Origin of the sequence: Rhodopseudomonas sp. BR0M22, assembly GCF_010907035.1 — a bacterium.
Taxonomy (GTDB): Bacteria; Pseudomonadota; Alphaproteobacteria; order Rhizobiales; family Xanthobacteraceae; genus Rhodopseudomonas.
In genome coordinates, this window is record NZ_QUMK01000104.1 from 1 (window position 1) to 11,269 (window position 11,269).

13 protein-coding genes are annotated in these 11,269 nt (G+C 65.4%); 6 read left to right on the forward strand and 7 right to left on the reverse strand.

All coding sequences use genetic code 11. The features are described 5' to 3' along the window. Nucleotides 1-218 precede the first annotated feature (218 nt). The 5 genes from yajC to DY468_RS23400 all read left to right on the forward strand — a co-directional run bounded on the left by yajC (nucleotide 219) and on the right by DY468_RS23400 (nucleotide 4,792). Nucleotides 219-656 (forward strand): preprotein translocase subunit YajC, encoded by a 438-nt coding sequence (yajC, locus tag DY468_RS23380; protein ID WP_164607851.1) that lies wholly within the window; start codon nucleotides 219-221, stop codon nucleotides 654-656. Between the two features lie 44 nt (nucleotides 657-700). Further along, a complete protein-coding gene (secD, locus tag DY468_RS23385) occupies nucleotides 701-2,302 on the forward strand; it encodes a protein translocase subunit SecD (protein ID WP_164607852.1) in 1,602 nt (533 codons plus the stop codon). Between the two features lie 25 nt (nucleotides 2,303-2,327). Beyond that, nucleotides 2,328-3,449 (forward strand): protein translocase subunit SecF, encoded by a 1,122-nt coding sequence (secF, locus tag DY468_RS23390; protein WP_164607854.1) that lies wholly within the window; start codon nucleotides 2,328-2,330, stop codon nucleotides 3,447-3,449. Between the two features lie 102 nt (nucleotides 3,450-3,551). Beyond that, on the forward strand, nucleotides 3,552-3,935 hold the full coding sequence (locus tag DY468_RS23395) for an Mth938-like domain-containing protein (RefSeq protein WP_164607855.1): 384 nt from the start codon (nucleotides 3,552-3,554) through the stop codon (nucleotides 3,933-3,935). After that, nucleotides 3,932-4,792, forward strand: coding sequence for a phytoene/squalene synthase family protein (locus tag DY468_RS23400; protein WP_164607857.1), 861 nt, complete (start codon nucleotides 3,932-3,934; stop codon nucleotides 4,790-4,792). Before DY468_RS23395 ends, DY468_RS23400 begins: the two co-directional genes overlap by 4 nt. 100 nt (nucleotides 4,793-4,892) lie before the next feature. Here DY468_RS23400 and trmFO read toward each other — a convergent pair whose 3' ends face one another. The 3 genes from trmFO to DY468_RS23415 all read right to left on the reverse strand — a co-directional run bounded on the left by trmFO (nucleotide 4,893) and on the right by DY468_RS23415 (nucleotide 8,010). Beyond that, nucleotides 4,893-6,329, reverse strand: a complete 1,437-nt coding sequence (trmFO, locus tag DY468_RS23405; RefSeq protein ID WP_164607859.1) for a methylenetetrahydrofolate--tRNA-(uracil(54)-C(5))-methyltransferase (FADH(2)-oxidizing) TrmFO — start codon at nucleotides 6,327-6,329, stop codon at nucleotides 4,893-4,895. 133 nt (nucleotides 6,330-6,462) lie between these two features. Beyond that, nucleotides 6,463-6,615, reverse strand: a complete 153-nt coding sequence (locus DY468_RS23410) for a DUF1127 domain-containing protein (RefSeq protein WP_114356218.1) — start codon at nucleotides 6,613-6,615, stop codon at nucleotides 6,463-6,465. A gap of 498 nt (nucleotides 6,616-7,113) precedes the next feature. After that, a complete protein-coding gene (locus DY468_RS23415; protein WP_164607861.1) occupies nucleotides 7,114-8,010 on the reverse strand; it encodes a DUF2189 domain-containing protein in 897 nt (298 codons plus the stop codon). A gap of 340 nt (nucleotides 8,011-8,350) precedes the next feature. Between DY468_RS23415 and DY468_RS23420 the strand changes: the two genes are divergently transcribed. Continuing rightward, nucleotides 8,351-8,737: a DUF3597 domain-containing protein gene (locus DY468_RS23420; RefSeq protein WP_164607862.1), complete on the forward strand. Its 387-nt coding sequence runs from the start codon at nucleotides 8,351-8,353 to the stop codon at nucleotides 8,735-8,737. A gap of 70 nt (nucleotides 8,738-8,807) precedes the next feature. Here the strand turns inward: DY468_RS23420 and DY468_RS23425 are convergent, their stop codons facing one another. The 4 genes from DY468_RS23425 to DY468_RS23440 all read right to left on the reverse strand — a co-directional run bounded on the left by DY468_RS23425 (nucleotide 8,808) and on the right by DY468_RS23440 (nucleotide 11,249). Next, nucleotides 8,808-9,215: a PaaI family thioesterase gene (locus DY468_RS23425; protein WP_164607864.1), complete on the reverse strand. Its 408-nt coding sequence runs from the start codon at nucleotides 9,213-9,215 to the stop codon at nucleotides 8,808-8,810. 133 nt (nucleotides 9,216-9,348) lie between these two features. Beyond that, the gene (locus DY468_RS23430; RefSeq protein ID WP_164607866.1) at nucleotides 9,349-9,639 is read right to left on the reverse strand and encodes a GNAT family N-acetyltransferase; all 291 of its coding nucleotides are present in this window, start codon (nucleotides 9,637-9,639) and stop codon (nucleotides 9,349-9,351) included. Nucleotides 9,640-9,913: 274 nt separating this feature from the next. Continuing rightward, nucleotides 9,914-10,435, reverse strand: a complete 522-nt coding sequence (locus DY468_RS23435; RefSeq protein ID WP_164607868.1) for a DUF3828 domain-containing protein — start codon at nucleotides 10,433-10,435, stop codon at nucleotides 9,914-9,916. A 37-nt stretch (nucleotides 10,436-10,472) separates the two neighbouring features. Continuing rightward, nucleotides 10,473-11,249 carry a potassium channel family protein gene (locus DY468_RS23440; RefSeq protein ID WP_164607870.1) on the reverse strand — a complete coding sequence of 259 codons (777 nt, stop codon included), beginning with the start codon at nucleotides 11,247-11,249 and terminating at the stop codon, nucleotides 10,473-10,475. Nucleotides 11,250-11,269 lie beyond the last annotated feature (20 nt).

Genomic DNA, 11,269 nt, shown 5'->3' on the forward strand with positions numbered 1-11,269 from the left:
GGGGGCTTGGCTGCGTGCTTTTTTGGTCATTCTCGGCCTTCCTGGAGGGGCAGCCTTAACCCTCCCGGAGGCGCCTCGCAAGCGGCGGAAACACGGGAAAATGAGAGGGTTGGCAGCGTTGCAATTGGGACCGCGGTGGTTATAGTCCGCGCGAATTTACGCCCCGGCCGTCGCTTCTCGCGCCGGGCCGGCACGCTTGCTTTCACGGGGAATTCCGAATGTTCGTTACGCCCGCCTACGCCCAGGCTGCTGCCGCCGGCGGCGACGCCAACAGCATGATCATGTCGCTGCTGCCGTTCGCGCTGATCTTTGTGATCATGTATTTCCTGATCCTGCGTCCGCAGCAGAAGAAGGTGAAAGAGCACGCCGAGATGGTGAAGAACATTCGCCGCGGCGATACCATCATCACCTCGGGCGGCCTGGTCGGCAAGGTCACCAAGGTGATCGACGACGATACCGTCGAGTTCGAACTTGCGGATGGGATTCGCGCACGCCAGATGCGCCAGATGATCACCGGCGTCCGCAGCAAGGGCGAACCGGTCAAGGACGCCCCCGAAGCCAACGCCAAGGCCAAGGGAAAGAAGGACAAGGACGCCGCGGCGAAGGCCGAAGGCGACAAGACCGAACCGACCAAGGACGACAGCGCGGCGAGCTGACGCTTCGGCGCGCCGCCTGTTTCGGTTTCTGACGGGACAACTCGATGCTTTATATCTCACGGTGGAAGGCGCTGGCGATCATCCTGACAGCGCTGGCGGTGTGCCTTTGCGCCGTCCCCAATTTCTTCCCCGAGCACACCGTCAAGACCTGGCCGAAATGGGCGCAGCGTCACCTCGTGCTCGGCCTCGACCTGCAGGGTGGCTCGCACATCCTGCTCGAGGTCGACGCCAATTCGGTGAAGAAGGACAAGCTGGATTCGGTGCGCGACGATGCGCGCCGGGTGCTGCGCGAGGCCCGCATTGCCTACACCGGGCTGTCGACCAAGGGGGATGCGGTAGAAGTTCGGATCAGCAAAGACAGCGACGTGCCGGCTGCGCTCACCAAGCTGCGCGAGCTGTCGCAGCCGCTCGGCGGCCTGCTCGGCTCCAACGGCCAGCGCAGCCTCGACGTCTCCGACGCCGGCGGCGGGGTGATCCGGCTGACGGTGCCGCCCGCGGCGATTGCCGAACGCGTGCGTCAGTCGGTCGATCAGTCGATCCAGATCGTCGAGCGCCGCGTCAATGAACTCGGCACCGTCGAGCCGTTGATTCAGCGGCAGGGTTCCGACCGCATCCTGGTGCAGGTGCCCGGTCTGCAGGATCCGACCCGGCTGAAGGAACTGCTCGGCAAGACCGCCAAGCTCGACTTCCGCATGGTCGACACCTCGGTGTCGGGCGATCAGGCGATGGCCGGCAATGTGCCGTCTGATTCCGAGCTGTTGATGAGCGCGTCGTCGCCGAAGCAGCCTTACGTGATCAAGAAGCAGGTGCTGGTGTCCGGCGCCGACCTGACTGACGCGCAGCCCGGCTTCGACCAGCGCAGCGGCGAGCCGATCGTCTCGTTCCGCTTCAACACCAACGGCGCCCGCAAATTCGCCCGCGCCACCACCGAAAACGTCGGTCTGCCGTTCGCGATCGTGCTCGACAACGAGGTGATCTCGGCGCCGGTGATCCGCGAGCCGATCACCGGCGGTTCGGGACAGATTTCGGGCAACTTCACGGTCCAGGGCGCCAACGATCTGGCGATCCTGCTGCGCGCCGGCGCGCTGCCTGCGCCGCTGACGATCATCGAAGAACGCACCGTCGGTCCCGGCCTCGGTCAGGATTCGATCGAAAAGGGCGAACGCGCCGCCTATGTCGGTTCGATCCTGGTGATCGTGTTCATGCTGCTGACCTACCGGCTGTTCGGCGTGTTCGCCAACCTCGCGGTCGCGGTCAACGTCGCGATGATCTTCGGCATTCTGTCGCTGCTCAACGCCACCCTGACGCTGCCCGGCATCGCCGGCATTGTGCTCACGGTCGGCATCGCGGTCGACAGTAACGTGCTGATCTACGAGCGCATCCGCGAGGAGCTGCGCGCTGGACGCAATGCAATTTCGGCGATCGATGCCGGCTTCAAACGCGCGCTGGCGACGATTCTCGACTCCAACATCACCACCTTCATCGCCGCCGCCGTGCTGTTCTACATCGGTACCGGTCCGGTGCGCGGCTTCGCGGTGACGCTTGGTATCGGCATCATCACCACGGTGTTCACCGCCTTCACTTTGACCCGACTGATCGTCGCGACCTGGGTGCGCTGGAAGCGGCCGCATCACGTGCCGATCTGACGCATCGAATCCGAGAGAGCCACACGTGACACACTGGATTTTGGTCGGGCTGGGCGTTCTGATCGCGGTGCTGACGGTCGTCAGCATCTTCGGCTGGCTGCCGTCGCTGCGCATCGTTCCCGACAACACCCACTTCGACTTCACTCGCTTCCGCCGGATCAGCTTCCCGATCTCGGCGATCCTGTCGATCGCCGCGATCACACTGTTCTTCACCCACGGGCTGAATTTCGGCATCGACTTCAAGGGCGGCACGCTGCTCGAAGTCCGCGCTCATTCCGGTGCGGCTGATATCGCCGGCATGCGCGACACGCTGAGTAAGCTCGGTCTCGGCGACGTGCAGCTTCAGCAGTTCGGCGGTCCCGCCGAGGTGCTGATCCGCGTTGCCGAACAGCCCGGCGGCGATCAGGCGCAGCAGGCCGCGGTGCAGAAAGTGCGTGCCGCGCTCGGCGACTCGGTCGACTACCGCCGCGTCGAAGTGGTCGGCCCGCGCGTCTCCAGCGAGTTGCTGGCCTTCGGCATGCTCGGCCTGATGGTCGCGATCCTGGGCATCCTGGTCTATCTCTGGTTCCGGTTCGAATGGCAGTTCGCGCTCGGCGCGATGATTGCCAACGTCCACGACATCGTGCTGACGATCGGCTTCATGTCGATCAGTCAGGTCGACTTCGACCTGACCTCGATCGCGGCGCTGCTGACCATTCTCGGCTACTCGCTGAACGACACCGTCGTGATCTACGACCGGATCCGCGAGATGCTGCGGCGCTACAAGAAGATGCCGATGCCGCAGCTGCTCAACGAGTCGATCAACTCGACGCTGTCGCGCTCGATCATCACCCACGTCACCGTGACGCTGGCGCTGCTCGCGCTGCTGCTGTTCGGCGGCCACGCGATCCACTCGTTCACCGCGGTGATGATGTTCGGCGTGGTGCTGGTCGGCACCTACACCTCGATCTTCATCGCGGCGCCGATCCTGATCTATCTCGGCGTCGGCACCCATCGGCTCGACGAGCCGGCTGAAAAGCCGGCCAAGCCCGAGCCGGTCGCGCCGCCCGCTGCCGAAGAGATTCCGGCCCAGTTCGTCGATTCTACGCCGGCCGCTCCGGCGCCTGCGGCGAAGCCGGCCAAGTCCGGCAAGCCGAAGAAGCGGTAGGCCGCGCGGAAGCGGACCAAGTGTGCTGCGCGGTCGCCGAGCGATCGCGCAGTCCGACCTGATGCTGTGATTTCTCGCGAACTCTCGATCCGGGACGCTAGCTTGGCGCAACGCTCCGACATTCCGCACTTTCCGCGCACCGCCGCGATCGACGCCTATGGCAAAGGCGGGTTCTACTTCGCCGACATGTCGCATCAGGGATCGCTGCTGTTCCTGCCCGATGCGGTGTGGGGCTGGGACGTCACCAAGCCGGAACAGATCGACCGCTACAGCCTGCAGCGGGTGTTCGACAACGCCAACGCGATCGACACGCTGATCGTCGGCACCGGCGCTGACGTCTGGATCGCGCCGCGCCAATTGCGCGAGGCGCTGCGCGCCGTGAACGTCGTGCTCGACACCATGCAGACGGGGCCTGCGATCCGCACCTACAACATCATGATCGGCGAACGCCGTCGGGTGGCGGCGGCGCTGATCGCTGTGCCATGAGCGGCTCTGTCAACAGCGACGCGGCGTTCTGCGCGGCATTGGTGCGGGAGGCCGACTTCGACCGCTATGCGGCGTCGCTGTTCGTCGCGCCCGCGCAGCGCCGGCCGCTGCTGGCACTCGCCGCCTTCAATGCCGAAATCGTCCGGGTCCGCGGTCAGGTCAGCCAACCGCTGCCCGGCGAAATGCGGCTGCAATGGTGGAGCGATCTGCTTGCCGGCACCGCGCATGGCGGCGCCGAGGGCAATCCGGTTGCGGCCGAGCTGATGCAAGCCGTCGCAGCATATGCCCTGCCGGTCGAACCGCTTCTCCGGCTGACCGAGGCGCACATTTTCGATCTCTACAACGACCCGATGCCCGATTGGAGCGTGCTCGAGCCGCATCTTGCCGACACCGAAGCAACGCTGCTGGCGCTCGGTGCGCGGGTGCTCGGGCAGGGCGCCGATCAACATGCCGATGCGATCGATCACGTCGCGCGTCACGCCGGCGTCGCGATTGGCATCGCGCGGATCGTGGCGCTGCTGTCTTACGATTCCGCGCGCCGCCAACTCTATCTGCCGAACGACGTGCTGCTGCGGCACGGCTGCGAGCTGGAGCAGGTGTTCAGTGGGCAGGCAGTTCCGGCGCTACGTGCGGCGCTCGCCGAGGTGATCGGCGAGGCGCGCAAGCATCTCGATCAGGCGCTGGCCGAGCTCGGCAACCTGCCGGCTGCGGTTCGCCCGGCCTTCCTCGCACTGGCGGTTGCCCGCCACGATCTCGACCGCCTGGACGCATCGGAGCGCGATCCGTTCACGCCGTTCGACCGCTCGCGGCTGTCTACGCTGTGGACGCTGTGGCGTGCGAGCCGGTCGTTTCGATAGATTGCTCTTACGCCATTGCGAACGCAGCGAAGAAATCCAGCGCTCAAGGCGAAATGCTGGATTGCTTCGTCGCTTCGCTCCTCGCAGTGACGTTGGAGAGCTACGCCGCCTTCGCCAGCTTCAGATGCGCGGCGATCCAGCCATCCAGATCGGCGAGCGCGCGGGCGGACAGCGCCTGCTTGCGTGCGACCGATTTTTCCGGACCACGCAGCCGCTTGCCGTCGGGGCCTTTGGTCGGCGGATTGGCCAGCGGCGGGAATAGGCCGAAATTGATGTTCATTGGCTGAAACGAGCGCGGGCCGGCGTCAATGGTCTCGATGTGGCCGCCGGTGATGTGGCCGAGCAGGGCCCCGAGCGCCGTGCTCGGGGGCGGTGGGGTCAGCGACTCGCCGAGCGCATCGGCCGCGGCGGCCAGTCCGGCAAACAGGCCGACGCTCGCGGACTCGACATAGCCCTCGCAGCCGGTCATCTGGCCGGCGAACCGCAGCCGCGGCGCCGCGTGCAGCCGGAGGCTTTGGTCGAGCAGCTTCGGCGAGTTCAGAAACGTGTTGCGATGTAGCCCGCCAAGCCTTGCGAATTCGGCGTTTTCCAGCCCAGGAATGGTTCGGAAAACGCGCAGTTGCGCGCCGTGCTTCAACTTGGTTTGGAAGCCGACCATGTTGTACAGCGTGCCCAGCTTGTTGTCCTGGCGGAGCTGGACGATGGCGTAGGGCTTCACCGTCGGGTTGTGCGGATTGGTCAGCCCGACCGGCTTCATCGGGCCGTGGCGAAGCGTCTCACGGCCGCGCTCGGCCATCACCTCGATCGGCAGGCAGCCGTCGAAATACGGCGTGTCCTTTTCCCAATCCTTGAAGTCGACCTTCTCGCCCTCGATCAGCGCGTCGACGAAGGCGTCGTACTGCTCGCGGGTCATCGGGCAATTCAGATAGTCCGCGCCGGTGCCGCCGGGGCCGACCTTGTCGTAGCGCGACTGGAACCAGGCCACCGACATATCGATGGAGTCGCGATGCACGATCGGCGCGATGGCATCGAAGAACGCGAGCGCCGATTCGTCGGTCAGGCCGCGGATCGCCTCGGCCAGCGGCGCGGACGTCAGCGGGCCGGTCGCGACGATGACGTTGGTCCAGTCCTGCGGCGGTGGGCCGTCAATCTCTTCGCGGCGGATCTCGATTTGCGGATGCTCGGCCAGCGCCTTGGTGACTGCGGCCGAAAAGCCGTCGCGATCGACCGCAAGCGCGCCCCCGGCTGGGACCTGATTGGCGTCCGCGGCCTGCATGATCAATGAGCCGAGCTTGCGCATCTCGGCATGCAGCAGCCCGACCGCATTGTTGGCGGCATCGTCGGAGCGGAACGAATTCGAGCACACCAGCTCGGCAAGACCATCTGTCTTGTGCGCCTCGGTGGTCCGGATCGGCCGCATCTCGTGCAGCACGACGCGCACACCGGCGCGGGCGATTTGCCAAGCGGCTTCCGAGCCGGCGAGGCCGGCGCCGATGACATGAACGACGGGAGAGGAGGAGTCGGGGCTGCTGGTCATCCGCTACAGCTAGCGTGTTTCAGTCTCGGGTCAAATCCGTTTCCGGTCCTGTGCGCTGCGCAGCTCCGCCCCAAACGACAACGCCCGCCAGAAGGCGGGCGTTGGCCGTAAAGGGCAGAAACAGACGTGCGGGTCAGCCGTTGTAGTGACCCGAAGCGACACGCGGGATGTCCGAACGATCAAGTCCGATGTCGGCCAGTTCGCGATCGCTGAGCTGGGACAGTTCGGCGACGTTGCGCTGATAGTCCCGGAACGCGCGCAGAGCGCGGATGAGCGAAAGCAGCATGGGATGGTCTCCTTGTCCACGATTCAGTTCTTCGGAAGAACCGAAGCGTCAAAAGCAATATAGGCGACGAGTCGCCGATCCAGCAGCGAAAATGTTGCACCGCAGCTAAGCAACCAATGCATACCGCCGGGAAGGAATGATTAACCCTTCCGCCCAGGTCTAGGTATTGAGATCTGCTCGCAGCTCAAGGCGTGGAACCGAGCGGAAGTCGCCTCGGGGGCTGGATGAGCGGAAATATAGTGCATTATCAGCTCAATATGAGGCTTTTCGCCTTGGATTTCCCGGCAACGGGAGAAATCTAGTTCCTGAAGCCCCCGACCTCCGGGTTAAGACGTTCGAACAATTCGATCCTGCCGTATGCATTATACGCATATATACGGAGGTCATGAATGATCATTCATGGCGAATTGAGGGATTTGATCTGCCGCAATGCACAAAACGGCCGCCGACCTCGGCAGGGCGGTCGGCGGCCGGATTCGAAGTTGGCCGAAGGCTGATTCAGGCGCTTCTGCGTTTCCATTGCAGCAGATTGGCCGGAAAGTCGGCGGCCGACCGCTTGGGCGAGCGAGACGGCGGGGTCGACGGCGGATTCGGATTGGGCTCGACTGCCTTGCGATAGAGGTGCCAGGTGGCGTGACCGAGCAGCGGCACGACCACCGCAAGTCCGAGAAAGGCCGGCAACGAGCCAACCACCAGGAGCACCGCAACTATCGCGCCCCAGGCCGCGATCGGTAGCGGGTTGGCGGCCGCGACCCGCAGCGAGGTTGCCATCGCCTCGCCGATGCCGGCGTGGCGGTCGAGCATCATCGGGAACGCCACCACGCTGAGGCACAGCGCCGCCAGCGCGAACAGGAAGCCGACGCCGCAGCCGACCAGGATCAGGCTCCAGCCTTCCGGCGTCGTCAGCACCCGGCGGGCGAAATCCGGGATCGCGGTGGCCGGGGCGTAGCCGAACAGCGCAACGTAGATCGCCTGCGCGGCCGCCAGCCAGACCAGAAACAGCGCCAGCAGGATGGCGCCGAAGCCGAGCATCGCGCCGAGCGAGGGCGACCGCAGCACGGCAAGCGCGTCCGACGCCGAAGCCTGTTCGCCGCGCTCGCGGCGCCGGCTCAGTTCATACAGCCCCAGCGCCGCGAACGGGCCGAGCAGCGCGAAGCCGGCGGCGAGCGGAAACAGCAGCGGCAGCACCGCGTAGCCGTGCACCAGCCGTGCCAGCAACAGACCGAGCACGGGATAGATCAGCACCAGCATCACGGCGTGGCTCGGCACCGCTTTGAAATCGTCCCAGCCTTGCCGGAGCGCGGTGCCGAGATCGGCGAGGCTAATGTGATGGACGGCGGGGACTGCGTCGTCCGCAGCGAGCGCGGACGGAGCGGATGAATAGGTCGTGGCCATGCTTAGCGTCCTCCCGTGATCGACATTGGTGATTACCGGCCGTTGCGCCGAAATGGCGGGCCGGGCGCTTCTTGCGCGGACACGAACGATCAGAAGGAGCCAGACGCGAGAGCAACGAACGAACTGGTCTTGTGACCCGTACTTGCCGCGACCTGTAATGGCAACGTAACGCCGTTCGGTGCCGGCGGTTGCTCAAGCTTTGGTGAGCGGACGATGTTGCAGTGCGAGCTGCTTCGCTGCCGATAATTGTGCGTCGGCTGCGGATCCGCGTCGGGAACCCAATGGGCACCCGCGCTGTTGAAGCGGACGATGCGTGGCATCGCAACAGGGGGAAGTCAGCATGAGCATTTTCGGCAAGATCATGAGCGCGATTTTCGGCGACAGCGCTGCTGCGTCGCCCGGGACCGCGTCGACGACGACAACAACGGCTGGGGCGGGTACCGCACCGGCGCCCACGGTTCCGGCGGAAACCGTCGACGTCGCCCCGATCCTGGATAAGGCCGTGAAGGCCAAGGGCGAGAAGCTGGAGTGGCGCACCTCGATCGTCGACCTGATGAAGGCGCTCGATATCGATTCCAGCCTGTCGGCCCGCAAGGAGCTCGCCAAGGAGCTCGGCTACAGCGGCGACATGAATGATTCCGCCGCGATGAACATCTGGCTGCACAAGCAGGTGATGGCGAAGCTGGCCGCCAATGGCGGCAAGCTGCCGGCCGATATCAAGCACTGATTTAGAACGGCATCTCGAACGATCTGCCGTGCCGCTCGCTTGCGGCACGGCATTGCCTTGTGACGACGCCTTAGGACTCGAAGATCCTGAACACGGCGCTGGTGGTCACCAGCAGCTTGTCGCCGGCGAGCGCTTCGGCGTCGATGAAGGCGAGGCTGCGCGACAGCTTCTTCATCGTGGTGCGGCCGGTGATCCAGCCGCCGGGCTCGATAGTGGCGATGAAGCGGCTGTCGAGCGACACCGTGGCGCAGCGCCGCTGGCCCGCCAGCACCACCGAAAATCCGAGGATGGTATCGAGAAAGCCGAGCAGAGCGCCGCCGTGCAGCACGCCGTTGGGATTGCCGTGGCGCTCGTCGCTGAGGAAGCCGAACTCGGGCTGACCATCGGCGTTCTGGCGCCAGTAATACGGCCCGTTGGTGCCGATATAGCCGTCCTGAACGGCGAACGGCTGAAAGCCCGGCGGCGGGGAAATTGTCATTGGCACGGCTCCTGCGGAGCGCGACCGCAGGCGATCACAGGATCGGCCGGCGTGCCGCGCGCAAGGGAACCGATGCCACAGCGGACCGCAGCGGGCAATTGCCGGACCGCGCGCACGCGGCCCGGCCGAGGCCTCAGGCGGTGAGGTCAGCGTATTCGGGGTGAGCGTCGAGATAATCGGCGACGAATCCGCAGCCGGCGCTGACCTTGGCACCCTCGGCGCGGATCAGATCGAGCGCGCCGCGCACCAGACGCGAGGCGATGCCGCGCCCGCGCAGTGGCGGCGGAGTCTCGGTGTGGGTGATGACGACGCGGCCGCCGGCGCGGCGATAATTGGCGAACGCGATCTCGCCATGGGAGTCGAGTTCGAAGCGGTTCAGCGCCTTGTTGTCGCGCACATCGGCTTCGGTCGTAGTCCCGCTCATAGCGTCCCCTCATTCTCAATGTTCGGCGCACCGGCCGAAGCCGGATGAGCCGTTGGCTGTCAAGTGATGCCGCGCCCGGTGATGTCAAGGGTGCGTGGCATGGCAGCGCAGCTTTGTCGCGGCTGCTGCCGTCGGCGATGGATCGTGCCGAGGGTATGGCCACACCGGACTGCGTCGCGCAACCCGGACAATCCCGGAGCCACGGCGAAGATGTGGTGCGTCACGGTACGCATGATGTCGCGCCGGCGGCGGTCGGGCGCGCTGACGGATTGGATTAGTTTTTCAGCGATGCCTCCAGCATCTGCCGCACCGACCATGGCTGACCCTCGACGCTGCCGCGGATGTCATCGATCCGCCACGAGGTGCCGTCGCGCACCAGATCGTAGCGGATCACGCTGTCGGCGGCGACCTTGCGGCGCTGGCTGCCGATCAGCGCCACCGCCAGCGTGGCGTGGGCATCGTCTTGGCTCTCGGTCTTGATGACGAACGATTTGATGTCCGGGTCCTGCGAATTGCTCACCGGATCGAAATCGATCGGTCCGATCTCGCCGTCCGGCACCTTGGCTTCGGCCTTGCTCCACAGCGCGGCGAACGACGTCGACAGATACTTCGCGCGCTCCTTGGCGTTGTTGACGAAGGCGCCGCCGGCATTGTCCTTGGCGGCCGCCTTGTAGAGCCTGGTGAGCAGTGCGGCGGGATCGGTCGCGCTCGTCTTGGCCGACGCCTGTGCGAGTGCGGCTGCGGGCAGAGCGGAAGCGGCGGCGAGGAGGGCGAGTGCAAGACGGCGGGTGAGCATGGCGGATCCTGTGGCAGCGAGCGGCGCGGCAACAGGCTCAGTTGCGCCCCTCGTCCGGAATATTCAGCACGGTGCCGCACGCCTTGCAATGCACCGCATCGGCATCGTGGCGCTGCAGTCCGCAGGTCGGGCAGGGGAAGCGCACCTTGTTCGGACTGATCAGCGCCCGCGCCAGATTGAAGAACAGCGTGACGCCGAAGATCATGATCACCACGCTGATCATTCGCCCCAGCGTGCCGGGCAAGGTGATGTCGCCGAATCCGGTGGTGGTCAGCGCGGTGACGGTGAAGTACAGCGCGTCGGCGTAGTTGGCGATCTGCGGATTGCGGAAGTGCTGGGTCTCGTAGACGATCGCCGTCATCACGAAGATGAACACGGCGAGCCGGGCCACCGCGATCACCACCTCCTCGTGGCGGCGGAAGAAGCTGCTGTCGCTGCGCAGCCGTGTCAGCATCTGGTAATCCTGGAACGCGCGCAGCGTGCGCAGAATGCGCAGGAAGCCGGCGCCCTCGCCGGGCAGCGGCGCCAGGAACGAGACGATCGCGACCAGGTCGGTCCAGGTCGCCAGCCGGCCGAACTCCCGCATCGGCCGCCGGCTGGCGTACAGCCGCGCGGCAAAGTCGATCATGATCAAGACGCCGAACGCCAGATCGAACGTCTCGACAATCTTCGTTCGCGGCAGGAACGAAGTGCCGACGATGAACAGCAGGGTGACGACGTCGAATGCCAACAGGCCGTAGCGGAACGCCACTCCGCGCGGCGTCGCGCCGTCGTACAGCCGCCGAACGGCGAGTCGGAAGTCGTGCAGCGTCATAGACGATTATTGGCCCGGGA